Below are 24,779 nucleotides of genomic sequence, written 5' to 3'. Positions count from 1 at the left end.
CCCGGATCCCGCACCGCGGGCCTCACGCCTCGCGGCGCCCCCACTGGGTGTCGACTTCCACCCACTCCCGCTCCCACTGAGTGGAGCGATGACGGGTGAGCAGAGCGCCGCCGGCCCGTTCGGCGCCTATCAGCAGCAGGCAGGTGCCGCTCGCGGCCACCGTGCCGAGCGCGATGCTCTGGCCCCGTACGTCCGTGGGCGTGACGGGATCCCGCAGCAGGGCGCCGCGCCCGTCGAGCCAGGCGGTGGTCCGGTCGCCGGCCCGCAGGTGCGGCGCCACCTCCGTCTCGCCCGTATGGACCGCACCGTTGGTCGCCGTCCACCGCACCGTGGCGTGGACCGGGCTGGTGACGCCGCTCATGGTGTCGACGCCGATGCGGTCCGGGGGGTTCTCGGTCAGCACCGCGGAGACCGTCTGCCGGTCCTGGCTCTGGCGTTCACCGGCGGCCTGTACGGCGTTCGCGGCCGTCAGCCCGGCGGCCGGTGCCGCCACGGCGATCAGTGCCCCGGTGGCCAGCACCATCCAGGCCTCCGCGAGGTCCGAGCGGCGCCTGAGCGGGCTCCGGCGCAGGTGCAAGAGGATGTCCTTCAGCGGCATCACGCACCCCCTTTCACCTCTGCCACGACCGTGGCACGCATCGCAGGGCGGCAAGAGGGGCCGAACGGCCCTGCCCGGTGGCCGGTGGGTGCCTGCCGCGGCGGGCACGGACCCCTTCGGCCCTGGCACGCCCGGCCCGCGCGGGCCAGGATGGGTGGGGCGGGCCGATGCCGCACAACCGCGTGGAGGGCACCATGACCGACGAGGGCGCATTCTCACCGCAGCGGCCGATCAGGGTGTTCCTGCTCGACGATCACGAAGTGGTCCGGCGCGGTGTGCAGGATCTGCTCGACGCGGAACCCGACATCGAGGTGGTCGGTGATGCCGGCAGCGCCGACCATGCGCTGGCCCGCGGGCCGGCCCTGCGGCCGGATGTGGCGGTGCTCGATGTGCGGCTGCCCGACGGTGACGGGATCACCGTCTGCCGGGAGCTGCGCTCGCACATGCCCCAACTGGCCTGCCTGATGCTCACCTCGTTCGACGACGACGACGCGTTGCTCGACGCGATCATGGCGGGTGCGGCCGGTTACGTCCTGAAGGAGATCAAGGGGGCCGACCTGGTCGCCGCGGTGCGCACGGTCGCCTCCGGGCGCTCGATGCTCGACCCGGCGACCACGGCACGGCTGATGAACAGCCTGCGCGGCGAGGACTCCGACGTGGAGCCGGAGCCGGACGCGCTGGCCGGACTCTCGCCCCGGGAGCGGGAGATCCTCGGCCTGATCGGCGAAGGGCTGACGAACCGCCAGATCGGCGGCCGGCTCTACCTCTCCGAGAAGACCGTCAAGAATCACATCTCCCGGCTGCTGGCCAAGCTCGGCGTCGAGCGCCGTATCCAGGCCGCGGTCCTCGCCACCCAGGCCGCCCCGCCACCCGCGCCCTCCGCCGACACGGGAACACACCGGATCTGAGGCGGCCCGTCAGCACCGGCTCCCGTCAGGACCGGTTCTCGTACGCGCACGGTCCCGTACGCGTACGTGCCGGGCCCTCCGCGCCCCGCCCGCCCCACGAGCCACCCCGCCCCACGAGCCACCCCGCCCCCTCGCCGCCCGGTCCTCAGGCCGTGGTGAGCGGCAGCGGCACCTGCCACACCAGCCGGGTGCCGCCGTCCCCGGGCACCTCGACCGTCAGCGTGCCGTCCAGGCTCTCGGCCCGCTTGGCCAGATTGCGCAGCCCGCTGCGGCGGCCGTCCGGTGCCATGCCCACCCCGTTGTCCGTGACGGCCAGGCGCAGCGTCCCCTCGCGCACCCGCAGCGCGACATCCACGGCGGTGGCGTGCGCGTGCCGGGTGGCGTTGCTGAGGGCCTCGGCGAGCACCGCCACCACGTGCTCCGCGATGTCCGCCGGTATGTCCGTGTCGATGAGCCCCTCCATGTGGAGGGACGGGGTGAAGCCCAGGGAGCGCGCCGCCTGTTCCACCGCCGTCACGGTCCGCATCCGCAGTCCGTGGCTGGCCCGGCCCGTGTCATGGGCGCGAAGCCCGAAGATGGTGGACCGGATGATCTTGATCGTCTCGTCCAGGTCGTCCACCGCGCGCAGCAGCCGCTCGCTGGCCTCGGGATGATCCACGAAGCGCACCGCGCTCTGCAGCGTCATGCCGGTCGCGAAGAGCCGCTGGATGGCCAGATCGTGCAGATCGCGGGCGATCCGGTCGCGGTCCTCCAGCAGGGCGAGCTGCTCCGCCGACTGGCGCTGCTCGGCCAGTTCCATCGCGAGCGCCGCCTGCCCGGCGAAGGTCAGCAGCGGGGCGGTCTCCGGCTCGGTGAACGGATGGCGCTCGTGGAGCCGGGCCAGCAGCAGCACCCCGCGGGTCCGCTCACCGGTGATCATCGGGACGGCGACCGCCGGCCCCAGGCCCTTCCAGCGCGGCGGGCCCGCGGTGATTCTCGGGTCGTGCTCGACATCGTGGCTGATCAACGGCCGTCCCGCGTCGAGGGCCGTGCCGATGAACGACCCCTCATGAGGCAGCACCAGGCCGTGGTGCGCCGCCGCGTCGACACCGGACGCCAGCACCACGCGCAGCGCGTTGCCCTCGCAGGGCAGCGCCAGGACCCCGAGGTCGGCCGACAGGATACGCAGCGCGTGGTCGACGATCAGCCGGAGCACCTGCAGTTCGTCCGCACCCTGGCGCAGGCTCCCGGGCAGCAGACCGGCGACGATCTCGCCGTTGGCCTCCAGCCACAGCTGGCGGTAGCGGGCCTCCTCGTACAGCCGGGCGTTCTCGATGGCGACGCCCGCGGCCACGGCGAGCGTCGACAGCACCGTCTCGTCCTCCGCGCCGAACGCCCCGCCACCCCGCTTCTCGGTGAGGTAGAGAGTGCCGAACACCTCGTCCCGCACCTTGATGGGCACCCCGAGGAAGGAGTGCATCGGCGGATGACGGTCCGGGAAGCCGTACGACGACGGATGGGCGGAGAGTTCCGCGAGCCGCAGCGGCTCGGGGTGCCGGATCAGCTCACCCAGGATGCCGTGCCCGGCGGGGAGCCGGCCGATGGCCCGCTGTTCCTCGTCGGTGAGCCCGACCGGCAGGAACTGCGAAAGCCGGGTGTCCTCACCGACGACACCCAGCGCGCCGAACTCGGCATCCACCAGGACCACCGCGGCCTCCACGATGCGACGCAGCACCTGGGGCAGTTCCAGCCCTCTGCCCACCGAGAGGACCGCTTCGAGAAGGAGGTGGAGCGACTCGCCGGAGCTCTGCTGCACGGCGTCCAGGCGTTCCTGGAGGTCTTCCGGCAGTGCGTCCAGGCGCCGTCGTGTGGCGCCCCTCCGGCTGGTCCCGTCGTCGCCCACCATGCCTCCGCCGTGCCCCCGCGCACGGTGGGCGGGGCCACGTCTCCACGGTAGCCGCCGTGGCATCTGCGGCATCTTGTGACGAGCGCGGCGCCGGGGGCGGAGCGCTTACGCGCCCCGCCCCCGGCGCCGGACCTTGTCCGCCCCGCGCGGGTTCCCTCCGCCGTGTGGCTACCGTGGTGCGGTGTCCCTCATGCCGGCGCACAGTGCCCAGATGATGAAGCCGTTCACCGCGATCAGCGCCACGGCCCAGAAGGGGTAGTACGGCGCCCACAGGAAGTTGGCGACCATGGCGATGCCGGCGAGGCCGACGCCCACGACTCGTGCCCACATGGCCCCGGTGAACAGCGCCATGCCGGCCAGGGCGATCACGATGCCGAGGACCATGTGGATCCAGCCCCAGCTCGTGAGGCTGAACTGGAACGTGTAGTTGCTCGTCGCGACGAACACGCTGTCCTTCGCGATGGCCGCGATGCCCTCCAGGATCGCCATGCAGCCCCCGAAGATCATCAGGGCGGCGGCGAAGGCGGTCCAGCCGGAGACCGCGGTGTGTGAGGAAGAACGGGCGGCCGCGCCGGCGTGGTGCCCGGCTCCGACATGAGTGGCCATGTCCAGCTCCTTTGTGAGAATCCCGCGTCGCCGACCTGATGTGCCAGGTCAGGCAGTGATCTCAGCGTGGCACCCCGGCCGTCGGCCGTCTGTGGGTCGTTCGGCCCCGGCGGCCGGGCCACATGGGTGCGCCTGAGCCCTCCCGGCCCGGCGCCCCAATGGGCCCATCAGGCCCTTGCCCCGAGCCGAACAGCCCCTCCCCGGCCCGCGCACCGTACGCGCAGTCTGGAGGCACCAGCAGCCGAGCGACGGTCGCCGGCACGCTGTCCGCGCGGCCGCCCTGGAGGGCACCATGACCACCACCGCACTTCTCGATGTGCTGCCACCGGACGGCCGGGACCGCCTCATGGAGTTCGCCCACGATGTCGCGTTCGAGGCGGGCGCCCGGATCTTCGAGGAGGGCGGCCTCGCCGACCACTTCTGGATCATCCATACCGGCTCGGTCAACCTCGACATCCAGGTGTGCGACCGGCTGCCGGCCCACGTCGGGATGCTGGGACACGGCGACCTGCTGGGGTGGTCGTGGCTGGTCCCGCCGTACACCTGGCAGGTGGGCGCCGAGGCCTCCTCTCCCGTACGCGCCCACGAATTCGACGCGAGGGCGGTACGCGCCCTGTGTGAGGCCGACACCGCGCTCGGTCTCGCGGTGACCCACCGGGTGCTCGACGTGCTCGCCCACCGTCTGCAGGCCACCCGCAGGCATCTGCTCGACCTCTACGGCCCGCCCGGCGCACGCATCATCCCGGCCTCGCCCTGACCCGTCAGCACCCTGACCTGACCCGTCAGCACCCTGACCCGTCCGCGCCGCGGTCACCCGCGGCCAGTCGTGGGCGTGGTCACTCAAGGCCCCCGACGGTCACTCGTGCACGCGTGCACGGTCACTCGTGCGGGACGACCGCGACCGGACACGCGGCGTGATGCACCACCGCCTGCACGACATGGCCGATCCGGGGCGTCAGCAGCCGCCGCTTGTGCCGCCGCCCGACCACCAGCAGCCCGGCGTCCGCGGCGTCGCGCAGCAGCGCCCGCGCGGGGCTCTCCAGCTCCACCCGGTCCACCACCCGCACGTCCGGAAACTTCTCCCGCCAGGGACGCAGCGCCTCGGACAGACCCCGTTGGGCGTCGTCCACCACGTCCTTCGCGATGATCGGATCCACCCCGCCACCACGGTTGTACGCATGCGAGGGAAGCCGCCTGCCGTGCACGGCACACAGGGGGACACCCCGCCGGGCGGCCGTGCCGAACGCGAACGCGAGCAGCGCCTCGCACGGCTCGTGCAGACTCAGCCCCAGCACCACGTCCCCGTCGCCCCTGACCGACGCGGAGTCCTGCCGGGCCCGCACGAGCACCGTCGGCGTCCCGATGTGCGCGATCAGCTGCAGGCCGACCTCGCCCAGTACGTACTTCTCCAACGGGCCGAGGTCGCGCGAGCCGAGGACCAGCAGGCCGGAGGTGCCGGCCGCGTCCTTGAGCGCCTCCAGCGGGTCGAGCGGGACCAGGACCTCCTCCAACGGCAGGTCAGGGTGGTGGGCCCGGACGGCCGCACTGGCCTCTTCCATGATCCGGTGCGGCCAGTAATTCTGGTCCTTCGCACCGGGAGCAGGCGTGGACGTCTCCGGCGCGAGCAGCGCCCATGCGTGCACCAGCCGCAGCCGGTCACCGCGCAGCCGGGCTTCCTGCGCGGCCCACAGCACGGCGGTCACGGACTCGGGAGTGCCGTCCAGGCCGACAGTGATGACGTCGTTCATGCGCTCGCTCCGTTCCTCGGGCGGTCCGAGCGGGTTCCTTTCCAGGATGATCGGTCCCGGGCGGGTTACGGCATGAGCCACCCGGCCCTTCCTGGGAGGAGAACCGGCCGCGCCCCAACGGCGCCACGGGTATCCGCGAAGCCGGTCCCCGTCCCCTCCGCGGACCGACCCTGGTCCCGCCTGACACGGACGCGAGGTCCTAGCGAACCAGCATGCCCCGGATGAAGGCGGCCTGGCCGGCGTGCTGGAGATTGTCGGCGACGACGCTGACGAGGCGGATGCCCAGGGTGACGGGGGGTGACCAGGCCCGGTCGATGACGCGTTTGAGGTCCTTGTCGTCGATTTCGGCGAGGTATTCGACGGTGCGGTCGTGCACGGCGCCGTGGTAGTCGCCGAGCAGCTCCGCGCTCGGTCCGTTGACCGCCGCGACCTCTTCGGGCGAGTGGCCGTATCCGGTGTCGCCGGTGGCGAACGGCAGCGCGAAGCGGTCGAACCAGCCCTGCGCGGTCCAGAGCTGCTCGGTGCCGGCGGCACCGGCGAGGTGATCGTCCTGGATGCGGGTGAGGTGCCAGACGAGCCAGCCGATCGAGTTGGTGTCCTCGTCGAGCCGCTCGGCGAGGTCGTCGGGGCCGAGACCGGCGACGACGTCGTCGACGATCTCCCGGATCCGCCCGAAGGCGTCGCTGAGCAGGTCGGTGCCGGCGGTCATGCCGTCTCCTCGGGCAGTGGTGAGCAGGGCGTGGATCGGCACCAGGCAAGCAGACGAGCGGGCGGTGGGCGGGGTGACACGCAGTTCAACGGCGGACAGCCGCTTCTGGGGAGCGCGCGCCCCTGACTGTCGTCATGGGAAGAGTCGGTCCGCGCCGTCCTGGCACCCTGCCGGGCAATCGTGTGCTGACGCGCGGCCCGGGTCGTGTCGACATCACCGCGGCGCGGGGCTGCCCGCGGTGCGGCGGTGTCAGCGGGTGAGCGCGCCCGCGACGTACGCGCGGGCGCTGCCCTCCAGCCGCGACTGGAGGGTGAAGAACAGGTCCGCGGCGCGGATGCCGATCCAGTCGGGCGGCAGCAGTTCCTGCGGCAGGCCGGGGTCGAGATAGGGCAGTTGCCGCCAGTCGGTGAGCACCTTGACGTAGTCGACGAACGCCTCCCGTTCGCCGGTCCTGGCGCGGCGCGCCCCGCCCTCCAGAACCGTGCCGTGCCGGCGGACGAACTCGCCGTAGAGCTCTTCGAGTTGGTCCAGGTCCCACCACTGGCGCACCTTGTCCGCAAGGCCGCTGAAGGCGAGATGGTCGGCGCGGAACAGGTCCGCGTAACCGTCCAGACCCAGGCGGCGCAGCATCTCGGCGGTGGTGTCGTAGAGATGCGCCGGGGCGATGTAGACCCCCGACGAGGTCGTGCCGAAGCCGAGGCGGTTGAGCCGGGAGCGCAGCAGATGACGCTTGCTGCGCTCGGATTCCGGTACCGAGAAGACCGCGAGCAACCAGCCGTCGGCCAGGGTCGCCCGCTCCTTGCGGAAGATCCGGTGGTCGCCCTCCCGCAACACCGCCAGGCCCTCGTCGGACAGGGCGTAGCCCGCCGTGCCGTCCCGCCGCTCGGAGTGCACGATCCCGCGCCGCTTGAGCCGGGAGATGGAGGAGCGTACGGCCGGTGCGTCGATGCCGAGGTCCGCGAGCAGGCTGATCAGGGACGCCACCGACAGCCAGCCGCCCTCGGTCCTGGAGTACAGGCCGTACACAGTCACGATGAACTGGCGCGGCTGCGCGGAACTCGCGGTCGGTTCACCCTTCGCGGGGTCGTCTGATGCTGCGGCGGTCGTCACGCGGGCAGGGTAGCAACGGCTCCGGGGCGCCCGGCAGGCCGGCGGCCGCCAGGGGCGGGAGGTCCGGACGGCCGGGTGACCGCGGCCCGCGCCTCCGCGTCCGTGCCCCCCTCGCGCATCAGTCGAAGGGCACTGACGAGTCCGGCCCCGCGTCGCCGCGAAAGCCTCAATTCCATTACTGCGAGAGGCAGTTGGGATGAGCTGCCGGTTGGCTCAGGTGTCCGCCGGCGGATTGCGCAGCACATACAGGCCGACGCACACGGCGAGCGCGATGACGCAGCCGGCGAAGGTCAGCCCCGCACCGCGCAGGCCCAGCGACAGGGTGAGCGCCCCCACGCCGACGACCGGCAGCGAAATGCCCAGATAGGCCACGAGGAAGAACGCCGAAATGGTGCCGCCCCGGTGCTCGGGCGGCGCCGCGGCACTCACCGCGGTCAGACCGGCACGGAAGGCCAGCCCCTGGCCGACGCCGCCGCACACCGCACCGATGACCAGCACCGGCAGCGAGGTCACGGCCAGCGACGTGCCCACCAGCAGCAGGCCCACCACCAGCACCAGGCAGCCGCCGGGCAGTGCACGCCGCACCCCCAGCCGTCCGGAAAGCAACTGCCCCAGGGTCGACCCCAGGAACACGGTGAACACGATGGCCCCGGTGACCGCCAGATTGTGCACGTCCAGCGTCTCGGCCACAAAGCTCGGCGCGACCGCCGTGAACAGCCCCAGCAGGGCGAAACCGGCGAACGCGGCGACGGCCGAAGCGGGGAAGACGCCCCGGACCTCCCGCGGCAGGGAAAGCCCCTGGAGCCGCAGCCGGGAGGGGCGCCCCGGCCGCCGGACGGTCTCCGGCAGCAGCCAGGTCACCACGCACGCCACCGCCACCAGCAACAGATGTGCCAGGAACGGCAGCGTCAGGGGAAAGGGGGCGTACTGGGCCAACAGCCCGGAGAGCAGTGGCCCGCACCCCAGGCCGCCCATGTTCGCGGCGGTCGCGGCGAACCCCGCGTGCGCCTCCTGGCCGGGCTTGGCCAGCTCCAGCACGGCGGCCGTCGCGGCACCGCTGAACAACCCTGCGGCGAACCCCGACAGCACCCGGCCCGTCAGCAACAGCGGCAGCCCGCCCTCGAACAGGAAGCACAGCGCGCTGGCCGCGGACAGGCCCAGCGCGCACAGCAGGACCGGGCGCCGGCCCATCTCGTCGGAGAGGTTGCCGGCGAGCAGGAGAACGGTGATGACCCCGAGGGCGTAGGCGGCGAAGACCACCGTCACCACCAGCTCCGAGAACCCGAGCTCGGCCCGGTAGAGCCCGTACAGCGGAGTGGGCAGGGTCGTGCCGGCCATACCGATGGCGAACACTCCGGCCGCCGCCGAATAGCCGAGGCGGTGCGGCGCTCTACTGCTACTGATCATGACAGCAACACTAGGTTCGCGCGCACCGCCCCGGGCCGGTGTCCTCAGGAACTCGCGGTCACCGGCGTGTTGCCCTTGTCGCCCACCGAGTCCTGCACCGCCGACTTCGGTATCGGCCGGTCGGCGCGCAGCGCCTTCCAGACCTTCTCCGAGGCGTTGTGCAGCGGCAGCACCCGGTCGGGGTTCTCGGGGTCGTAGGTGACCGGCATCGTGACCATGTTCATGTGCTGCGGGCTGATGCCCTTGAGGTCCTTGACCAGACTCAGCAGCTTGCCGGTGGACGCCAGACCGGAGTCGGCACTGACGGTCTTGGTCGCGGTGTCGGCGAGGTCGTAGAGCTTGGCGGGGTTCCCGAACAGCCCGATGCTGTCCACCTGGTGGGTCAGGGCCTTGATGAACGCCTGCTGGAGCTGGATCCGGCCCAGGTCGCTGCCGTCTCCCACACCGTGCCGGGTCCGTACGAGGCCGAGCGCCTGCTCACCCTTGAGGTTGTGCTTGCCGGCGGTCAGATCGAGGTGGCTGTTGGGGTCCTTGACCGGCTGACTCGTGATGATGTCGACGCCACCGAGCTGGTCGATCATCTTCTTGAAGCCGGTGAAGTCGACTTCCATGTAGTGGTCCATGCGGACACCGGACATCTTCTCGACGGTCTTCACGGTGCAGCCGGGGCCGCCCACTTGGTATGACTCGTTGAACATCGCCTGGTGCGCGCCGGGTGCACTACCGCCGTGCGGCTTGGGGCACTCGGGCCGCTGGACCATGGTGTCGCGCGGGATGCTCACGACGCTTGCCTTGTCGTGGTTCTTGTTGACGTGCAGCACCATCGTGGTGTCCGACCGGGCGCCGCTGACGCCCTTGCCGTACTTGCCGTGCGTTCCCGCCCGCGAGTCGGAGCCGAGCAGAAGGATGTTCATGGCGCCGTTGTGCGCCTCCTTGGGACGGTCCTTGCCGAGCGCCGCGTCGATGTTCACGCCCTTGAGGTTGCCGTTGAGGTGGGACCAGAGGTAGGCGACGCCCGTTCCTCCGAGCGCCACCACCCCCACGGCGACCCAGGCAGTGATACGCAGTGCCCGGCGCCGCGGGCGCCGCCCCTTGCGCGGTCCGGCACCGGCCGGCAGGGGGCCGGCAGGCTCCGGTGTGTGGTTCCCGCTCTCGTGCGGCATGCGTTATCCGTCCTTATCCGTCCTGTGCGTCGTTGCGCGTGATTCGCTCGCGGACGGCTCAGTAGGCGGAGTCGACGTTGTCGATCGAGCCGTACTTGTCGGCGGCGTAGTTGGCGGCCGCGGTGATGTTGGCGACCGGGTCGGTCAGCTTGTTCGGGGTGCCCTCGACGTGGTTGGCGTCAAAGGTCGGCTGGATGACCTGCAGCAGGCCCTTGGACGGGGTGCCGTTCTGGGCGTTCACGTCCCAGTCGTTCGAGGCATTGGGGTCGCCGCCGGACTCACGAATGATGTTGCGGTGAATGCCCTCGTAGCTGCCGGGGATGCCCTTGGCCTTCATGATGTCGAGCGACTCGCGGATCCAGCCATCCAGGTTGTCCGGATAAGTCTTCTTCTCGGCCTTCTTGGCGGCCGTATCGGCCTGCTTCGCGACACCGGCCGCGGAGACCTGGGCGGACGAGACGCTGTGCGACGCCGGCTTCTCGGCGGCGTGTGCGGGGGAGGGGGCGATGGAGAGAGCCGCGGCGGCCGCGCCGACGGCGGCGATACCGGCGACCGAGAACTTGCGGACGCGGGCGTTGCGGTTCGTGGTGGTGCTGGTGATGGCGGGCATGCGGAAGTACCTCTTCGCTAGGTGATCAAGGGAAATCCACGGGGGCCGGTGATGGCGCAGCGGTACTGCGCGACAGGGGCCGGAGCGGCAGGAGCGGGCGGTGCCCGCCCGGTCCGGCGTTCAGCTCCCCGGGACTGCAGCAATGGTTAGCGCCGTCCGAAGATGTCGGCAATGACCGCATGTACTACCCGCCTACGTAGCGGAGCCCGGGAGCCGCTGCGGACGGGCGACGCACGCTCCCGCCGCGCCTGCCGAGACCGCCTACTACCCGGCTTCGTACATGACGTACGCCCTATGGGCGGGCTCACAGCCACGGCCGGTTCCGCCCGCCCGGACACCCCTCGGAGTCGACACTCCGGTGTCGGCCCCTCACCCTCCGCGACGGCCGGTCCGGTCACGGTTCCGGGGGCCGTCGGGCCTGCCCTGCGGCCGCCGGAAAAGGGGACGACGGGCGCCATTTCCCGCTGCTAGCTTCGAGATCATGGACCCACTCGGCGAGAAAGAACTCCGCGCCTCGTTCGTCAACTGCTCCAAGGGCGAAGCGAGCAGGATCAACCTCCCCAAGCTCGCCGAGCTCCCCTGGGAGGACCTGGACTTCCTGGGCTGGCGGGACCCGGGCGCGCCCGACCGCGCCTATCTGGTCGCCCCGCGCGAGAGCGGCCCGGTCGGCGTCACGCTGCGCGTTCCGCAGAACATCCGCCGCAGCTTCACCAAGACCACCGTCTGCTCGCTGTGTGTCACCGCCCATCCCGGCAGCGGCGTCGCGCTGCTCGCCGCCCGCCGCACCGGCGCGGCCGGCCGCCAGGGCAACACCGTCGGGACGTATATCTGTGCCGACCTGGCCTGTTCCCTCTACCTGCGCGGCCGGAAGACGCCCGAACTGGCGAGCCGCTATGAGGAGCACCTGACGGTGGAGGAACGGCTGGCCCGTATGGCGGGCAACCTCGACACCTTCCTGGGCAACGTCCTCAAGACGTGACTCCGGCCGCCCCGGGTGGCGGGAGTCACGCGCGTCGGGGGCGGCCACGTCGCCGTGCCCGTGGCCGCCCCCGGTCCGTCAGGCGCCCGGAGGCACCCGCGACGGACGGCCCGCGCCCCGTGTGAGGCGGTAGCCGGCGATACCCGCGAGGGCCGCCAGCACCCCTCCCGCGGCGGTCCAGGCCCAGCGGTCGGACCACCGGCCCGAGGACCAGCCGCCGTCCGGCTCGGCCGCCGCCGGCTGCCCGGCGGGCGGGCTCGCCCCGTCCTGCGGCGCCGCGGTGGCCGCGCCCGGCACCAGGGGAGCGGCGAGCGCACCGTCCACGGCCTGCGCGCCACCCGCGTCGGCCACGGCGGCCGTCACCTTGGCGCGCACCGGCAGCCCCAGATCGGCCTGCGGCAGATCGACGACGGTCAGCCGCACGTAGTAGCTGCCCGGCAGCGGATCGTTCGACCAGGGCTCGGCCCAGGAGCGGACCGTGCGCAGCGTGCAGGACACCTCCACGGACGCGGCGTCCTTGGCGGCGGCCCGGGTCTGCGCGCCGTATGTGCATGCCTGACGGCGGCGCAGCCCGTCATACACATCGAGCTGCCAGGTGGCCGCCCCGTGCCGCGCCGCCTCGGGCAGCGTCACCTCGGCCTTGACGGTGGCGCGCTGCCCGGTGTCCACGGGCAGCACCCAGTACAGATAGTCACCGGTGGACGCACCGGCCGTGGCCGGCTGGTCCGGCTTGATGGCGGTCGCCGTACGGAAGGAGGTGCCCGCCTCGGTCGGTCCGGCGTCCTCCGCGTCCGCGCCCGTGCTCGTGCCCGCGCTCGGTGCGGGACTGCCGGCCAGGGCCACCCCCACGCCGCCGAGCAGACTCGCGCCGGCCACCGCGGCAACCGTCAACAGTCGTGCGATCCGCATCAGTTGGTCCTCCAAACAGCCACGCGCCAACGGGAGATCCAGCCCCACACGAGTCCGGCCAGCAGCCCGGTGAGCGCCAGCGCCCCCAGCAGCCACCAGCCACGCCCGAGGCCGAACGAGGCCGCATCGGAGGCGTCGTCGGGCCCGTCCACCAGGTCGACGGTCAGCTCGACGGGCAGACCGGGGTCCGTCTTGACGGAGGCCGGTGCCGAGAAGGAGTTGCTGACCTGGAGGCAGACCGTCTCCGCGCCGGGCGTGTCCTCGTCATCCGCGGACGCGAGCGGCGCCTTCGGATAGCGCAGCCCGGACGAGACAACATCGGTCCGGCCGTCACCCGCCTCCGAGCCGCGCACGATCTCCCGGCCGTGCACGGTCGACGCCCGCAACAGCACCCCGTAGTCGTCGTTGACCGCCCGGTCGGCGCCGATGCTCACCGAAGCGCGCAACTCCTGACCCGGCCGCACGTCGACCCGGTACCAGCGGTGTTCGGCGAACGTCTCCCGGTCGGTGTAGAGACCGGCCTTGAGCTTCGGGGCGTCCAGGCACTGCGCCGCGCCCTTCGTCGCCACCGGCGTCACCACAGGACGCGCCGCCCGGTCCACCAACTGGTGCACCCGGTCCCGGAGTTCGTCGGTGTGCTGCACGGAGGTGTAGGTGCCGCCGGTCGCCTCGGCGATACAGCTCAGCTGATTCCGGGTCTTGGCGTTCGGCAGCAGGCCGAGCGTGTCCACGGTGAGGTGGATGCCCTGCGCGGCGATGTCCCGCGCCACCTGGCAGGGATCGAGCGGCGCACAGGTGTCCTCGCCGTCCGTGATGAGCACGATCCGGCGCGTCGCGTCACCTCCCTGGAGGTCGCGCGCCGCGCCCTGCAGGGCGGGCCCGATGGGCGTCCAGCCGGTGGGGGCGAGCGTCGCCACCGCGGCCTTCGCCTCGGTCCGGTCCAGCGGGCCGACCGGGTAGAGCTGCCGGGTGTCCTTGCAGCCGGTCTTGCGGTCCTCGCCCGGGTAGTTGGCGCCGAGCGTACGGATGCCCAGCCGGACGTCCTCCGGCACGGCGTCCAGCACCTCGTTGAACGCCCGCTTCGCGGCGGCCATCCGGCTCTGCCCGTCGATATCGCGGGCCCGCATCGAGCCGCTGACGTCGAGCGTCAGCTCTACCTTGGGGGACGTGTCGGTGTCCGGTTCATCGGCGGTGGCGGATAGGGGGGAGAGCCCGACGGCCATCGCGGCGAGCAGCCCGCACACCCCGGCCGCCAACCGTTTTCTTATGATCATCGCCGGATCGTATGGAGAAAGCGCCCCACTTCCAAAACGGGGCCGACGGCGCACTCCCCGTGAGCCGGGGCGCGGGAAGGTGTGGCCGCAGTGCCACGACGCGCTCTTGCTGCCCGCCGTTCACCGCTTCGACAATGACGCACCATCACCGCCTGCCGAAACGCGGGCGGTCCGGAGGGGGAGGCGTACGGGGTGAAGCGCAAGAGGCGTGCCGCACTGTCCGTGGGAGCCGTCGTGTTCGCGACGGTGGCGTTGGCCGGGTGCGGCATCGAAGGCAGGATCGGGAACTACGACAGCGTGACCGTGTGGCCGTCCGCGGATCCGCGCGGCCGGGCACCGGTGGGCAAGCTGACGACCCTGACGACGGTGACCGTGGAGTGCCATGAGGCTGCCGACGTGGACGCCAACGGCTATGGATTCGGCGGGAGTTACCAGGTCTCCTACGACGGCGGGTCCGGCTACATCGACGACAACACCGAGATCATGAGCGACGACGGCGCGCTGACCCCGGACCGGGTCGCCGCCTGCTGAGCGTGCGCACCCGTTCCGCCGACGGACCAGCAGGACCGCACCGGTCGAGCTGACAGTGCGACAGGTTCCGCTCCGCGCAACCGATGACGCCGGGGGAGCGCCGGGGAACAGAGCGCGGGCGGCATGCTCCACGGGCCCGCGAACGGGGTATTACTCCAGTGAATCCCCTTCGCGTCTCCCGGAGCCGCACATGATTCACACCCGACCCCAGCCCGGCGACATCGGGCTCACCCAGATATCCGGCACCACGGGCCGGCTGATCCGGCTCGGCCAATGGCTGAACGGCAATGGCTTCGCCGACTACCAGCACGCCTTCCTGGTACTGCCCGACGACCAACTCCTGGAGGCGGAACCGGGTGGCGCCCGCGTCCGCCCGCTCGCCTCCTACGCCGACAGCCGCGTGCTGTACGTGTACCCACCCGAACTCTCACCCGCCATGCGCGCGGACATCTGCGCCGCGTCCGACCGGTACGTCGGAGTCCCCTACAGCTTCCTCGACTACGCGGCGATCGCCACCCACCGCCTCCATCTGACCGTGCCCGGCCTGCGCCGCTACGTCGCCGCCACCGGCCACATGATCTGCTCCCAACTCGTCGACCAGTGCTACCAGGACGCCGGAGTTCACCTCTTCGACGACGGCCGCTGGCCCGGCTATGTGACCCCGGGCGCGCTGCACGGTCTCCTGGCCGAGTGACCGGGTTCCGTCCCGGGCACGCCGCCGCGGAAGAGTGTGGACCGCCGGCGCGCCCCGAGCCTGCTGCGTAAGGGGGCCTGTTTCCCGAGTGCTGGTCACAGCCGTGCGTTGCGGACTGCGACCAGCACCCGGCCCCATGGCGGACGGGCGGACTCGCCGCCTCTCACCGCCCCCCCCGGAGTTCCCGTCCCCCCCCGCCTGCCGATATTCGCGCGACCGCACGGCAGCCGGCGGGCAGGATGCCGCCCATGGACCGTCCAGGCATCAGCGCCATCGCCCACACCGACCACCCCATCGCCGCCCCGCTCGGCGACGACTCGGTACACGCGCTTCTCGACCGGGCGCTCCCGCACGGCGACGCGCGGCTCCTCGACCTCGGATGCGGATCGGGCGCCTGGATGCTGCGCGCACAGACCTCCCGCCCCGACCTCCGCGCCGAAGGCGTCGACAACGCACCCGAAACCCTCGCCGCCGCCCGGCGCGCCCTCACCGACGCGGGATGTGGTGACCGGAGCGTCCTGCACGCCCAGGACGCGGCGGAGTTCACCTCCCCGCACCGCTACGACGTGGTCCTCAGCGTCGGCGCCACACACGCCTTCGGCGGCCTGCTCCCCACCCTGAAGGCCGCCCGCACACACCTCGCCCCGGGCGGCGGCGTCCTCCTCGGGGCATGCTTCTGGGAACGCGAACCCGGCCGGGCGACCCTCGACTCCGGCTTCGCCGCCGAGGACTTCGACGATCTCGCCACGACCGTCGACCGCATCACGGCCGACGGCTGGACCCCCCTCCACGGACATGTCAGCACCCTCCAGGAATGGGACGACTACGAGTGGTCCTGGACCGGATCCCTCTCCCGGTGGGCCCTGGAACACCCTGAGCACCCCGACAGCGGCCAGGCGCTCAAGGCGGCGGCCGACCACCGCGCCGCCTGGCTCCACGGCTACCGGGGCACCCTCGGATTCGTCACCCTGCTCCTGCACCGGACGACCCGGCCCTGAGCCCTGAGCGGGCCGGTGCTCCTTACCCGGTCACGGCCTGCGCTGCGACGAAGGCCGCGGCCGTTCCCGCCGGGACGGGGGCCCCGGAAGCGGCACGGGCCAGATGGACGGTGGCCGACTCCGCCAGGGTGCGGATCGCCGGGTGCCACGGGCGGTCGTGCGGGCCGGTCAGCACGAGGCGGCGCGAGGTCTGGGGGCGGAGCGGCAACAGGATCAGGTCAGGGGGAATCAGCGAGCGGGAGACCTCGGACAGCACGGTCACCCCGATGCCCGCCTGCACCATGCTGATCAGGGTCGCCAGGTCCCGTACCCGGTGGGTGGGGGCGAAGGACAGCCCGGCCAGGCTGTGGATCGTACGGATGCGGGCTTCGCAGCCGTTGGGTGAGATCAGGAACGGGTCGTCCTCCAGATCACGGATGTCCACATGCGGCTCACCCGCCAGGGGGTGGTCCCGGGGCAGCACGGCCCGGTAGCAGTCCGTGGCGAGCAGGGTGCCGGGGCCCGGCCCGGAGAGCCGGCCGGCGGTGGCCGGGGGAGGGTCGATCAGGATGGCGGCATCGGCCGTCCCGTCCTCCAGCCAGGCCGCGACCTCGGCGCTGTCACCCTCGAAGACCCGCACCGTGATCCGCGGCTGGTCCGCGCTCCAGTGCCGGAGCAGGCCGGGGACCAGCCCCTGGCAGACCGTGGGCGTGGCGGCCAGCCGCACGGTGCCGGCCATGCTCTCGGTGGCATCGGCCGCGATCCGCTCCACGGACCGGGCCGCCGACAACGCGATACGGGCGTGCGGCAGGACCCGCTCGCCCAGCCCGGTGGTCCGCACCGGTGTCGCACGGATCAGCAGCGGGCCGGTCATCTCGCGTTCCAGGGAGGCGACGGCGTGCGACACCGCCGACTGGCTCATGCCCAACTCGGCGGCGGCCGCGCTGAAGCCGCCCGCGTCGACGACGGCGAGGAAGGCCCGCAACTGGGGAAGATTCACGGACATGCGTCGGCCTCATATCCCTATGACAGGTATGCGTTGGATCCATCGTGCCAGGTCGGTGACGCTTGCTCCGTACCGCCGACCCCGGCGGGAACACCCCGCGCGTACCGAGGAGAGCCATGCCCTACATCCGGGTCACCGTCCCCGATCCCGACCTGCCGGCCGACGTCCGGCGCGCCCTCGCCGAGGGGCTGACGCGGCTGGCGGTCTCCGCCCTGCACAAGGTCGGCGCGCGCACCATCGTTCAGATCGACCTGATTCCGGCCGGGAGTTACTACATCGACGGCAAGCCGCTGACCGGCGGCCGCGACGCCCACGTCGAAGCCCGCCTCACTCTGGGCACGAACAGCGCCGCGGAGAAGGCCGCCTTCATCGCCGGAGCCGACGAGCTGCTGTCGGACCTCCTCGGCCCGCTTCCGCGTTCCGGCGTCGCGCTGCACGAACTGCCCGCCGAGAGCTACGGATACAACGGAGTGACCCAATTCGACTTCTACCGCCGGGCCGCGCCCCAGCAGTAGGAGCCGCCCCGGCCCGCCCGTCCCGCCGAGTGCTCAGGGGCCGCACCGTTCCTTCCTGGTCCCGAAGGCCCCGAGCACCGGATACCGCATCCGTTCCGTGTGCAGGCATCAGTACGATGCTTCACGACCGGATCACCGACGCCGGCACGGACACTCGGTACTTGTCGTGGCGGAAAGGGAGAGTTCCTCATGGTGCAGGCGGTACAGCGCGCGGTCCGGATCTTGCGAGAGATCGCGGCGGCGGGCCGCCCCACGGGGGTCACCGAGCTTGCCGAGCTGCTGGGGGTGTCCAAGCCGACCGTGCACGCGATGCTGCGCACCCTGGAAGCCGAGGGGCTGGTCGTCCACGACGGTGATTCCCACAAGTACCAACTGGGCCCGGGAACCGTGGCCCTGTCCAACGGCTACCTCCATACCCAGGAGCTGCGTACCCGCTCGCTCACCTGGGCCGAGTTGCTGGCGTCCCAGGCCGGCGAAGCGGTGTGGGTCGGTGTGCTCACCGACGATCACGTCATGGTGGTGCATCACGCCTTCCGGCCCGAAGGGGCCGTACAGGTACTCGAAGTGGGGGCGAGCATCCCGTGGAACACCTGCGCCCTGGGCAAGGCCATCGTGGCGTTCACGCCCGAGGAGGTGCGACGGCGGCTGCTCACCGGTGAACTCGCCGTACTGACCGGCACGAGCATCACCGACCCGGCGAGCCTCGACGAACAGCTCGCGCTGGTACGGGAGGTGGGCTACGCGGTGGAGGAGCAGGAGTCGACGCTCGGCGACGCGAGCATCGCCGCTCCGGTCTTCGATCGCTCGGGAGCGGTGGCCGGCGCCATCGGAGTCGTCGGCCCGGTGGAAAGGCTGCTCCCTGACCTGCCGCGCCGGCAGGAGGTCACCGTGGCGGTCAGGGAAACGGCACGCAATCTGTCGCGCGACCTCGGAGCGCGTCGCGGCACGGCCTGGCGGGCCGCGCTTCGGGGGTGAGGTCAGGCAACGTTGTCGGTGAATGAACGACGTTCGGTGATGCTGAACGCGAATAATGATCTGGCTTTGGCTGGAAAGCCTGCATCAACGACCTGGATTGTCTGCTCCGTCGCGTGAACGCCGCAACCGCCGGGCTGTGTTGACGGTTGACAGCCTCCCGATCACTCCCTAACGTCCGAGCATCGTTCTGCCATGCGGAACGTGGTACCGGGCACATCGCCGCAACGGTAGACAGCGCCGGGCTGCCACGGCTCCGGCGGCAGCCGGCTCCCTCACCACCCGCAGCGCAGGCACACGCACCCCCCACAAGGAGACCTGGTGGACATCACCCTCGCCGAGGCTTGGATCCAGGCAATCGCCACCGCCATCGACAGGCACAAGGACCACCTCACCCAGCTGGACTCGGCCATCGGGGACGCCGACCACGGATTCAATATGCACCGCGGCTTCTCGGCGGCCCGCATCGCGCTCGACGGTCTCGACGCGGCCACCGTCGGGGCGGTTTTCGTCAAGACGGGCATCACGCTGGTCTCCAGTGTCGGCGGCGCCTCCGGCCCGCTGTACGGCACGGTGTTCCGTGGGATGGGGGGTGCGCTGGACGTGCCACGGGCGGACGCCGGGCAGTTCGCGCACGCGCTCGCGGTCGGACTGGAGCGGGTGCAGAAGCTCGGCGCCGCGCAGCCGGGCGACAAGACCATGATCGACGCGTACCTGCCCGCTCTCGCCGACTTCCGTCAACAGGCCGAGCACGGCGCGGACTTCGCCACCGCCGCCGACGCGGCCGCTCGGGCCGCCCTGGACGGCATGGAGGCGACCACACCCCTGCGGGCCCGCAAGGGCCGCGCCTCGTACCTCGGCGCCCGCAGCATCGGCCATCAGGACCCCGGCGCCGCATCGACCGCACTGATCTTCCGCGCACTGGCCGATGTGGTGAGGGCGGCCTGACGACGGCGGCGCCGACGCTCGCTGAGACCCCCGCCCCCGCTCTCCCTTCGGGAGCGGGGGCGGGGGCATGCCTCAGCCGGGCGGACGGGCCCTCGCGGTGGCGTCAGGCCGGGCCGTCGCCCGGCTGGGCCAGCGCCGTGTTGTACGCCGTGTCGTCGCCCGTGACGGAGCGGCTGGTCGTGCCGTCCACCGCCACCGGGGTGTCGCCGGCCAGCGTGATCCGCTGCACCCGGCGCGCCAGGGTTCCGTAGTCGGCGACGGCGTAGTGCTGGGTGGCGCGGTTGTCCCAGAAGGCCACGTCGCCCGGCGCCCAGCGCCAGCGCACGGTGTTCTCCAGCGCCGTGACGTAGGACTGGAAGAGCTTGAACAGCTCGCGGGAGTCGTCCGCGTTCCAGCCGACGAAGCGGCGCACGAACCCGCCCAGCACCAGGGAGCGTTCACCGGTCTCGGGGTGCACCCGCACCACCGGATGCTCCGTGACGTACTCGGTCGAGGTGAAGACCTCACGGTGCCGACGGGCGCCCTCGCTGTCGTCGGACGGCTTGTACGAGGCGTAGTCGTACGCGTTGGAATGCAGCGCCCACAACTGGTCGGCCAGAGCGCGCAGTTCCTTGGGAAGCGCGTCGTACGCCGTCACGGTGTTGGCCCAGACGGTGTCGCCCCCGTACGGGGGCAGATCCACCGCGCGCAGGATCGAGCCGAGCGGCGGGCGCTGTACGAAGGTCACGTCGGTGTGCCAGTTGTTGGCGCGGTTCGTGGTGCGGCCGTAGTCCAGGTCGAGAACGGCGGGGGAACCGTCCAGCGAGGGCACGGTCGGGTGTGCGGCGGTCGGTGTGCCGAAGCGGCGGGCGAAGCGCTCCTGGCTCTCGGCGTCCAGCTCCTGGCCGCGGAAGAAGACGACCTTGTGCGCCAGCAGGGCGGCGCGGATCGCCTCGATGGCGGCTGTCGGCAGGTCCTGGGAGAGGTCGACGCCGCGGATCTCGGCGCCGATGTTCCCGCCGATCCTGACGACGTCGAGGGCGGCGGAGGTGACGGACGCCGGGGACGCCGGGGACGCCGGGGAGAGGTGCGTGGTGGTCATGGGAGAGGTCCTTCCGATAGGGGGGTGCGGGGGCGGGTGGGGAGGCGCAGGGGTGGTGGGCGAGGGGCCCGGGGGGCGTCATGACGGGTCGGTGCGCCAGCGGGAGAAGCGGCGTTCCAGCGTGACCAGGACCTGGTTGAAGACCAGCCCGAGGAGGGCGATGGTCACGATGCCCGCGTACATCTGCGGCACCTCGAAGTTGAACTGGGCGGCATTGATCATGTAGCCGAGGCCGGCTTTCGCGCCGGTCATCTCCGCGGCGACCAGCACCAGGATGGAGGCGGCGCCGGCCAGCCGGATGCCGGTGAAGACCGTCGGCAGTGCCGCCGGCAGCACCACCTTGCGGAACAGCTGCAGCGGTGAAAAGCCCAGTGAGCGGCCCGACTTGACCAGCAGGGCGTCCACACCGCGCACCGCGCTGACGGTGTTGAGCAGGATGGGCCAGGTGGAGGCGTAGACGACCAGGGAGATCTTCGAGCTCTCGCCGAGGCCCAACAGCAGGACGAAGACCGGCAGCAGCGCCAGGGCGGCGGTGTTGCGGAAGAGTTCCAGCAGCGGACCGAGCAGGTCGGCGGCCGTGCGGTACCAGCCGATCAGCACCCCCAGCGGAATCGCGACCAGTACCGCGATCGCCAGGCCGGTCACCGAACGGAGCAGGCTGGCCTGCAGGTTGTCCCAGAGCAGTCCGCTGCCGGCGGCCGTCAGCCAGGCCCCGACGACCTTCGAGAACGGAGGCAGGAACACACTGTCCACCAGGCCCGCCCGGGGAGCCGCCTCCCACAGAACGAGCAGCGCGGCGATGGCCACCGACCGCTTGGCGACGGACCCCGCGAGGCGCAGGACGCGCCGCACCCGGCCCGAACGCGGCGCCGCCGGTGCGGAGACGGGCACCGGCTCGGGTACGCCGGAGGGGAGGGCTTCTCGTGCGCGTGCCAAGGTCTCAGACATGAGCCACGACCTCCGACCCCGCGTGCGCCGCCTGCCGGACCTCGTCCTGGAGCTGCTCCCAGATGCGGTGCCGCAGCGCAGCGAACTCCGGGCTGGAGCGCACATCGCCACTGCGCCGGTCGCCGAGGTCCACGTCGATGACGTCCTTGATGCGTCCCGGGCGTGACGTCAGCACGGCCACCCGTTGGCCCAGATACACGGCCTCCTCGATGCCGTGGGTGATGAAGAGCACCGTCTTGCCGGTCCGCTCCCAGATCCGCAGCAACTCCTCCTGGAGCAGGTCCCGGGTCTGGGCGTCCAGCGCCGCGAACGGTTCGTCCATCAGCAGTACGCCGGGGTCGAAGGCCAGCGAACGGGCGATGGCCACCCGCTGCCGCATCCCGCCCGACAGCTCGTGCGGATAGCGGTCACCGAACCCGGCCAGGCCCACCAGTTCGAGGTATTCCTCGGCCCGCTCGCGGCGCTCCCGGCGCGGGACGCCCTTCGCCTCCAGGCCGAATTCGACGTTGCCGCGCGCATCGCGCCACGGCAGCAGCGCGTACTGCTGGAAGACCACGCCCCGGTCCAGGCCGGGCCCCGTGACCGGCGCACCGTCCACCAGAATCCGGCCGCTGCTGGGTGCGGTCAGGCCGGCCAGCAGATCCAGCAGGGTGGACTTGCCGCACCCGCTCGGTCCGACCACGACGGTGAACTCTCCGGGTGCGATCTCCAGGGAGACGTCCCGGAGGGCGGCCAGCTCGCCGCTCTCCCGCGTCGGAAAGGTCTTGCTGACGTTCTCAAAGACGATGGGGCTGCTCATGCCACTCCTGGGTACGGGTTGAACCGGTTGGTGTAGAGCCGGTCGAGGGGTGCGTCGCGGCGGTCGACGATGCCGCTGTCGGACAGCCGGTCCAGCCATACGGACAGCTCTCGCGGGGTGATCACGCCACCCCGGCGGGCGATGCCGTAGCCCTTCCAGAACTGCAGTGCCGCCGCGTCCTCCGTGCGCTTCCTGGCCCGCACGATCCGCTCGAACCGGTCGATGACCTGCCGGACCGGCCGGGTCTGGCTCCAGGCGATGGCCCGTGCCACTCCGGCGACCACGGTCCGTACGGTGTCGGGGTTGTCGTGGATGAAGTCGTTCCGCATGACCTGGCAGCCGCAGGTGAAGGTGCCCAGGACCTGGTAGTCGTTGAAGACCGGCCGGATGCCGCCGCGTCGCAGTGCGGTGTCACGCAGGACGCCGCCGAGCACGGCCACGTCCAACTGCCCTGACCGCAGGGCCTGTTCGGCGCTCACCGGGGGTACGACCACGATCTGTGCGGACTGCGCCACGTCCTGGCCCAGCCCGGCCGACCGCAGGCGCATCCGCAGTACGTCCTCGGCCTGCCCGCCCAGCGTGTTGGCGCCCACCGTGCGGCCGGCGAGATCGCGCACGGTGCGCACGGGGCTGTCCGTGCGGACGTAATAGCCCGACCACACCTTCGCGTCGATGCCGTAGTAGCCGAACAGCGACGTGATGGGGGCGCCCGCGGCCACCAGGCGGATGATCGCTCCGTTGAACGCCCCGCCGATGTCCGTGTCGCCGGTGACGGTGGCCTGGATGTCCTGCGGACCGCTGGTGCTGTTGCCGATCCACTCCAGCCGGACGTCTGCCAAGTAGCCCAGAGCAGCGGCGAGTTCGAGAGGGGTGACGACGCCTGCGGACCCCTGGTAGCGGATGGTGCGGGTCTGCGGCCGACGGCCGGCCCGCCCCCGGTCCTCCCCGGCCGCGGCGATGCCCGTGGCACCCAGGCCGGCCGCCAGCGCCACCCCGCCGATGCCGGCGGCCAGCGCCCGCCGGGAGAGCGTCACGCCGCCACCCCCGAAGCCGGTACCGGCAGCCCGTAGTGCTCGCGCAGGGTGGTCCCGGTGTACTCCTCGCGGAAGAGGCCGCGCTTGCGCAGCAGCGGCAGGACCTGTTCGACGAAGTCGTCCAGGCCCGAGGGGAGCACCGGCGGCATCACATTGAAACCGTCCGCGGCGCCCTGCCGGAACCACTCCTCGATGAAGTCGGCGATCTGCTCCGGAGTGCCGGCGAACACCTGGTGCCCGCGGCCGCCGCCGAGCCGCCCGATCAGCTGCCGCAGGGTCAGCCCCTCGCGTTCGGCCAGGTCCCTGATCAGCTCGAACCGGCTCTTCGCCCCGTTGACGGCGGTGACGGGCGGCAGTTCGGGCAGGGGCGCGTCCAGCGGATGGTCCGTCAGGTCGACGCCGAGCGTGGTGGAGAGCACGGACACCGCCCGCCGCGGGGTGATCAGTTCGTTCAGCTCCCGGTCCAGCGCCAGCGCCTCCGACTCCGTCGAACCGATCACCGGCACGATGCCCGGCAGCACCTTGATCCCCTCCGGGTCACGCCCGTGACCGGCCGCCTGCCGCTTGAGGTCGCGGAAGAAGTCCTGCGCGTCCGCCAGGGTCTGCTGGGCGGTGAACACCGCCTCCGCGTACCGCGCAGCGAACGCCGTTCCGTCCTTCGACGAACCGGCCTGCACCAGCAGCGGCCTGCCCTGCGGGCTGCGCGGGACGTTCAGCGGACCGCGGACCCGGAAGTGCCGCCCGGCGTGGCCGATCTCGTGCACCTTCGAGGGGTCCGCGTACGCCCCCGACTCCCGGTCCAGCAGGAGTGCGTCCTCCTCCCAGCTGTCCCACAGCGCCCGGGTGACGTCGAGGAACTCCGCGGCCCGTTCGTAGCGTTCGGCGTGCGCCTGGTTGGCGTCCCGGTTGAAGTTCTGGGCGGCCCGGTCGCCGGCGGAGGTGACGATGTTCCAGCCCGCGCGGCCGTGGCTGAGGTGGTCGAGGGAGGCGAACTGCCGCGCCAGGTTGAAGGGTTCGCTGAATCCCGTCGACGCGGTGCCGATCAGCCCGATGCGGGTGGTGACGGCGGCGATCGCGGACAGCAGGGTCAGCGGCTCGAAGTGGTTCACCAGCCCGTACTGGACGGGGCTGCGCACCTCCAGTCCGTCGGCGAGGAACACCGAGTCGAAGGCCGCGTCCTCGGCCGTCCGCGCCAGCGCCTGGAAGTGGGCGATATCGGCCACCCGCGTGGCGTCGGTGCGCGGATGGCGCCAGGCCGCCTCGTGGTGGCCCACGCCCATCAGGAAGAGATTGAGATGGAGCTGCCGTTCGGTTGTGGTCATGAAGGGATTCCTCGGGAGGTACGGGAGGGGAGTACGGAAGGCCCTG

General features: G+C 71.8%; 26 protein-coding genes. 9 read left to right on the top strand and 17 right to left on the bottom strand.

What is annotated here, in order from left to right:
* Positions 1 to 22: 22 nt before the first annotated feature.
* Positions 23 to 598 (bottom strand): hypothetical protein, encoded by a 576-nt coding sequence (locus ACIRQ7_RS08600; protein ID WP_404260969.1) that lies wholly within the window; start codon positions 596 to 598, stop codon positions 23 to 25.
* 194 nt (positions 599 to 792) lie between these two features.
* Here ACIRQ7_RS08600 and ACIRQ7_RS08595 point away from each other — a divergent pair, with 194 nt between their 5' ends.
* A complete protein-coding gene (locus ACIRQ7_RS08595) occupies positions 793 to 1,506 on the top strand; it encodes a response regulator (protein WP_404260968.1) in 714 nt (237 codons plus the stop codon).
* Positions 1,507 to 1,651: 145 nt separating this feature from the next.
* Here the strand turns inward: ACIRQ7_RS08595 and ACIRQ7_RS08590 are convergent, their stop codons facing one another.
* Both ACIRQ7_RS08590 and ACIRQ7_RS08585 read right to left on the bottom strand, forming a co-directional pair.
* Positions 1,652 to 3,391 carry a GAF domain-containing protein gene (locus ACIRQ7_RS08590; RefSeq protein WP_404260966.1) on the bottom strand — a complete coding sequence of 580 codons (1,740 nt, stop codon included), beginning with the start codon at positions 3,389 to 3,391 and terminating at the stop codon, positions 1,652 to 1,654.
* Positions 3,392 to 3,559: 168 nt separating this feature from the next.
* Positions 3,560 to 3,997 (bottom strand): hypothetical protein, encoded by a 438-nt coding sequence (locus ACIRQ7_RS08585; RefSeq protein WP_401468341.1) that lies wholly within the window; start codon positions 3,995 to 3,997, stop codon positions 3,560 to 3,562.
* Between the two features lie 292 nt (positions 3,998 to 4,289).
* Between ACIRQ7_RS08585 and ACIRQ7_RS08580 the strand changes: the two genes are divergently transcribed.
* A complete protein-coding gene (locus ACIRQ7_RS08580) occupies positions 4,290 to 4,754 on the top strand; it encodes a Crp/Fnr family transcriptional regulator (protein WP_404260964.1) in 465 nt (154 codons plus the stop codon).
* Positions 4,755 to 4,875: 121 nt separating this feature from the next.
* Here the strand turns inward: ACIRQ7_RS08580 and ACIRQ7_RS08575 are convergent, their stop codons facing one another.
* The 6 genes from ACIRQ7_RS08575 to ACIRQ7_RS08550 form a co-directional block, all read right to left on the bottom strand.
* On the bottom strand, positions 4,876 to 5,745 hold the full coding sequence (locus ACIRQ7_RS08575) for a universal stress protein (RefSeq protein ID WP_401468347.1): 870 nt from the start codon (positions 5,743 to 5,745) through the stop codon (positions 4,876 to 4,878).
* Between the two features lie 199 nt (positions 5,746 to 5,944).
* A complete protein-coding gene (locus ACIRQ7_RS08570; RefSeq protein WP_404260962.1) occupies positions 5,945 to 6,454 on the bottom strand; it encodes a DUF664 domain-containing protein in 510 nt (169 codons plus the stop codon).
* Positions 6,455 to 6,703: 249 nt separating this feature from the next.
* Positions 6,704 to 7,564, bottom strand: coding sequence for a PaaX family transcriptional regulator C-terminal domain-containing protein (locus ACIRQ7_RS08565; RefSeq protein ID WP_401468353.1), 861 nt, complete (start codon positions 7,562 to 7,564; stop codon positions 6,704 to 6,706).
* 213 nt (positions 7,565 to 7,777) lie between these two features.
* Positions 7,778 to 8,971, bottom strand: a complete 1,194-nt coding sequence (locus ACIRQ7_RS08560; protein WP_404260960.1) for an MFS transporter — start codon at positions 8,969 to 8,971, stop codon at positions 7,778 to 7,780.
* A gap of 44 nt (positions 8,972 to 9,015) precedes the next feature.
* Entirely contained in the window at positions 9,016 to 10,134 is a 1,119-nt protein-coding gene (locus ACIRQ7_RS08555) for an LCP family protein (RefSeq protein WP_404260958.1), read from the bottom strand.
* Positions 10,135 to 10,192: 58 nt separating this feature from the next.
* Positions 10,193 to 10,744 (bottom strand): transglycosylase SLT domain-containing protein, encoded by a 552-nt coding sequence (locus ACIRQ7_RS08550; RefSeq protein WP_401468362.1) that lies wholly within the window; start codon positions 10,742 to 10,744, stop codon positions 10,193 to 10,195.
* Positions 10,745 to 11,225: 481 nt separating this feature from the next.
* Here ACIRQ7_RS08550 and ACIRQ7_RS08545 point away from each other — a divergent pair, with 481 nt between their 5' ends.
* Entirely contained in the window at positions 11,226 to 11,723 is a 498-nt protein-coding gene (locus ACIRQ7_RS08545) for an FBP domain-containing protein (RefSeq protein WP_404260956.1), read from the top strand.
* Between the two features lie 78 nt (positions 11,724 to 11,801).
* Here the strand turns inward: ACIRQ7_RS08545 and ACIRQ7_RS08540 are convergent, their stop codons facing one another.
* Together ACIRQ7_RS08540 and ACIRQ7_RS08535 are read right to left on the bottom strand one after the other, a co-directional pair.
* Positions 11,802 to 12,632, bottom strand: coding sequence for a hypothetical protein (locus tag ACIRQ7_RS08540; protein WP_404260955.1), 831 nt, complete (start codon positions 12,630 to 12,632; stop codon positions 11,802 to 11,804).
* The gene (locus ACIRQ7_RS08535) at positions 12,632 to 13,906 is read right to left on the bottom strand and encodes a VWA domain-containing protein (RefSeq protein ID WP_404260953.1); all 1,275 of its coding nucleotides are present in this window, start codon (positions 13,904 to 13,906) and stop codon (positions 12,632 to 12,634) included. Before ACIRQ7_RS08535 ends, ACIRQ7_RS08540 begins: the two co-directional genes overlap by 1 nt.
* A 192-nt stretch (positions 13,907 to 14,098) precedes the next feature.
* Here ACIRQ7_RS08535 and ACIRQ7_RS08530 point away from each other — a divergent pair, with 192 nt between their 5' ends.
* The 3 genes from ACIRQ7_RS08530 (at position 14,099) to ACIRQ7_RS08520 (ending at position 16,129) form a co-directional block, all read left to right on the top strand.
* Positions 14,099 to 14,437 carry a hypothetical protein gene (locus ACIRQ7_RS08530; protein ID WP_401468374.1) on the top strand — a complete coding sequence of 113 codons (339 nt, stop codon included), beginning with the start codon at positions 14,099 to 14,101 and terminating at the stop codon, positions 14,435 to 14,437.
* 190 nt (positions 14,438 to 14,627) lie between these two features.
* On the top strand, positions 14,628 to 15,131 hold the full coding sequence (locus ACIRQ7_RS08525; protein ID WP_401468377.1) for a hypothetical protein: 504 nt from the start codon (positions 14,628 to 14,630) through the stop codon (positions 15,129 to 15,131).
* A gap of 248 nt (positions 15,132 to 15,379) precedes the next feature.
* Positions 15,380 to 16,129, top strand: a complete 750-nt coding sequence (locus ACIRQ7_RS08520; protein WP_404260950.1) for an SAM-dependent methyltransferase — start codon at positions 15,380 to 15,382, stop codon at positions 16,127 to 16,129.
* A 22-nt stretch (positions 16,130 to 16,151) separates the two neighbouring features.
* Here ACIRQ7_RS08520 and ACIRQ7_RS08515 read toward each other — a convergent pair whose 3' ends face one another.
* Positions 16,152 to 17,114, bottom strand: a complete 963-nt coding sequence (locus ACIRQ7_RS08515) for a LysR family transcriptional regulator (protein ID WP_404260948.1) — start codon at positions 17,112 to 17,114, stop codon at positions 16,152 to 16,154.
* A 116-nt stretch (positions 17,115 to 17,230) separates the two neighbouring features.
* Between ACIRQ7_RS08515 and ACIRQ7_RS08510 the strand changes: the two genes are divergently transcribed.
* The 3 genes from ACIRQ7_RS08510 to dhaL all read left to right on the top strand — a co-directional run bounded on the left by ACIRQ7_RS08510 (position 17,231) and on the right by dhaL (position 19,549).
* Complete coding sequence (locus tag ACIRQ7_RS08510) at positions 17,231 to 17,629, top strand: 4-oxalocrotonate tautomerase family protein (protein WP_404260946.1); 399 nt, start codon at positions 17,231 to 17,233, stop codon at positions 17,627 to 17,629.
* A gap of 189 nt (positions 17,630 to 17,818) precedes the next feature.
* Positions 17,819 to 18,604, top strand: a complete 786-nt coding sequence (locus ACIRQ7_RS08505; RefSeq protein WP_401468389.1) for an IclR family transcriptional regulator — start codon at positions 17,819 to 17,821, stop codon at positions 18,602 to 18,604.
* A 315-nt stretch (positions 18,605 to 18,919) separates the two neighbouring features.
* Positions 18,920 to 19,549 carry a dihydroxyacetone kinase subunit DhaL gene (gene dhaL / locus ACIRQ7_RS08500; protein WP_404261356.1) on the top strand — a complete coding sequence of 210 codons (630 nt, stop codon included), beginning with the start codon at positions 18,920 to 18,922 and terminating at the stop codon, positions 19,547 to 19,549.
* A gap of 103 nt (positions 19,550 to 19,652) precedes the next feature.
* Here dhaL and ACIRQ7_RS08495 read toward each other — a convergent pair whose 3' ends face one another.
* The 5 genes from ACIRQ7_RS08495 to ACIRQ7_RS08475 form a co-directional block, all read right to left on the bottom strand.
* Complete coding sequence (locus tag ACIRQ7_RS08495) at positions 19,653 to 20,630, bottom strand: TauD/TfdA dioxygenase family protein (RefSeq protein WP_404260944.1); 978 nt, start codon at positions 20,628 to 20,630, stop codon at positions 19,653 to 19,655.
* A 78-nt stretch (positions 20,631 to 20,708) separates the two neighbouring features.
* A complete protein-coding gene (locus tag ACIRQ7_RS08490; RefSeq protein WP_404260942.1) occupies positions 20,709 to 21,578 on the bottom strand; it encodes an ABC transporter permease in 870 nt (289 codons plus the stop codon).
* Entirely contained in the window at positions 21,571 to 22,377 is an 807-nt protein-coding gene (locus ACIRQ7_RS08485) for an ABC transporter ATP-binding protein (protein WP_401468401.1), read from the bottom strand. Before ACIRQ7_RS08485 ends, ACIRQ7_RS08490 begins: the two co-directional genes overlap by 8 nt.
* Complete coding sequence (locus tag ACIRQ7_RS08480; RefSeq protein ID WP_403673824.1) at positions 22,374 to 23,411, bottom strand: ABC transporter substrate-binding protein; 1,038 nt, start codon at positions 23,409 to 23,411, stop codon at positions 22,374 to 22,376. Before ACIRQ7_RS08480 ends, ACIRQ7_RS08485 begins: the two co-directional genes overlap by 4 nt.
* On the bottom strand, positions 23,408 to 24,733 hold the full coding sequence (locus ACIRQ7_RS08475) for an LLM class flavin-dependent oxidoreductase (RefSeq protein WP_404260940.1): 1,326 nt from the start codon (positions 24,731 to 24,733) through the stop codon (positions 23,408 to 23,410). The genes ACIRQ7_RS08480 and ACIRQ7_RS08475 overlap by 4 nt, the downstream gene beginning before the upstream one ends.
* Between the last annotated feature and the right edge of the window lie 46 nt (positions 24,734 to 24,779).

The organism is Streptomyces sp. NPDC101393 (assembly GCF_044767385.1).
Lineage (GTDB): Bacteria > Actinomycetota > Actinomycetes > Streptomycetales > Streptomycetaceae > Streptomyces.
The sequence above is the reverse complement of the archived record's forward strand: the minus strand, read 5'-3'. Positions and strand labels throughout refer to the sequence as shown.

What these genes read in the sequence shown, in the direction of transcription:
- ACIRQ7_RS08600 (WP_404260969.1), bottom strand. Translation starts at nt 598, where the DNA reads ATGCCGCTGAAGGACATCCTCTTGCACCTGCGCCGGAGCCCGCTCAGG.
- ACIRQ7_RS08595 (WP_404260968.1), top strand. Translation starts at nt 793, where the DNA reads ATGACCGACGAGGGCGCATTCTCACCGCAGCGGCCGATCAGGGTGTTC.
- ACIRQ7_RS08590 (WP_404260966.1), bottom strand. Translation starts at nt 3,391, where the DNA reads ATGGTGGGCGACGACGGGACCAGCCGGAGGGGCGCCACACGACGGCGC.
- ACIRQ7_RS08585 (WP_401468341.1), bottom strand. Translation starts at nt 3,997, where the DNA reads ATGGCCACTCATGTCGGAGCCGGGCACCACGCCGGCGCGGCCGCCCGT.
- ACIRQ7_RS08580 (WP_404260964.1), top strand. Translation starts at nt 4,290, where the DNA reads ATGACCACCACCGCACTTCTCGATGTGCTGCCACCGGACGGCCGGGAC.
- ACIRQ7_RS08575 (WP_401468347.1), bottom strand. Translation starts at nt 5,745, where the DNA reads ATGAACGACGTCATCACTGTCGGCCTGGACGGCACTCCCGAGTCCGTG.
- ACIRQ7_RS08570 (WP_404260962.1), bottom strand. Translation starts at nt 6,454, where the DNA reads ATGACCGCCGGCACCGACCTGCTCAGCGACGCCTTCGGGCGGATCCGG.
- ACIRQ7_RS08560 (WP_404260960.1), bottom strand. Translation starts at nt 8,971, where the DNA reads ATGATCAGTAGCAGTAGAGCGCCGCACCGCCTCGGCTATTCGGCGGCG.
- ACIRQ7_RS08555 (WP_404260958.1), bottom strand. Translation starts at nt 10,134, where the DNA reads ATGCCGCACGAGAGCGGGAACCACACACCGGAGCCTGCCGGCCCCCTG.
- ACIRQ7_RS08550 (WP_401468362.1), bottom strand. Translation starts at nt 10,744, where the DNA reads ATGCCCGCCATCACCAGCACCACCACGAACCGCAACGCCCGCGTCCGC.
- ACIRQ7_RS08545 (WP_404260956.1), top strand. Translation starts at nt 11,226, where the DNA reads ATGGACCCACTCGGCGAGAAAGAACTCCGCGCCTCGTTCGTCAACTGC.
- ACIRQ7_RS08540 (WP_404260955.1), bottom strand. Translation starts at nt 12,632, where the DNA reads ATGCGGATCGCACGACTGTTGACGGTTGCCGCGGTGGCCGGCGCGAGT.
- ACIRQ7_RS08535 (WP_404260953.1), bottom strand. Translation starts at nt 13,906, where the DNA reads ATGATCATAAGAAAACGGTTGGCGGCCGGGGTGTGCGGGCTGCTCGCC.
- ACIRQ7_RS08525 (WP_401468377.1), top strand. Translation starts at nt 14,628, where the DNA reads ATGATTCACACCCGACCCCAGCCCGGCGACATCGGGCTCACCCAGATA.
- ACIRQ7_RS08520 (WP_404260950.1), top strand. Translation starts at nt 15,380, where the DNA reads ATGGACCGTCCAGGCATCAGCGCCATCGCCCACACCGACCACCCCATC.
- ACIRQ7_RS08515 (WP_404260948.1), bottom strand. Translation starts at nt 17,114, where the DNA reads ATGTCCGTGAATCTTCCCCAGTTGCGGGCCTTCCTCGCCGTCGTCGAC.
- ACIRQ7_RS08510 (WP_404260946.1), top strand. Translation starts at nt 17,231, where the DNA reads ATGCCCTACATCCGGGTCACCGTCCCCGATCCCGACCTGCCGGCCGAC.
- ACIRQ7_RS08505 (WP_401468389.1), top strand. Translation starts at nt 17,819, where the DNA reads ATGGTGCAGGCGGTACAGCGCGCGGTCCGGATCTTGCGAGAGATCGCG.
- ACIRQ7_RS08495 (WP_404260944.1), bottom strand. Translation starts at nt 20,630, where the DNA reads ATGACCACCACGCACCTCTCCCCGGCGTCCCCGGCGTCCCCGGCGTCC.
- ACIRQ7_RS08490 (WP_404260942.1), bottom strand. Translation starts at nt 21,578, where the DNA reads ATGTCTGAGACCTTGGCACGCGCACGAGAAGCCCTCCCCTCCGGCGTA.
- ACIRQ7_RS08485 (WP_401468401.1), bottom strand. Translation starts at nt 22,377, where the DNA reads ATGAGCAGCCCCATCGTCTTTGAGAACGTCAGCAAGACCTTTCCGACG.
- ACIRQ7_RS08475 (WP_404260940.1), bottom strand. Translation starts at nt 24,733, where the DNA reads ATGACCACAACCGAACGGCAGCTCCATCTCAATCTCTTCCTGATGGGC.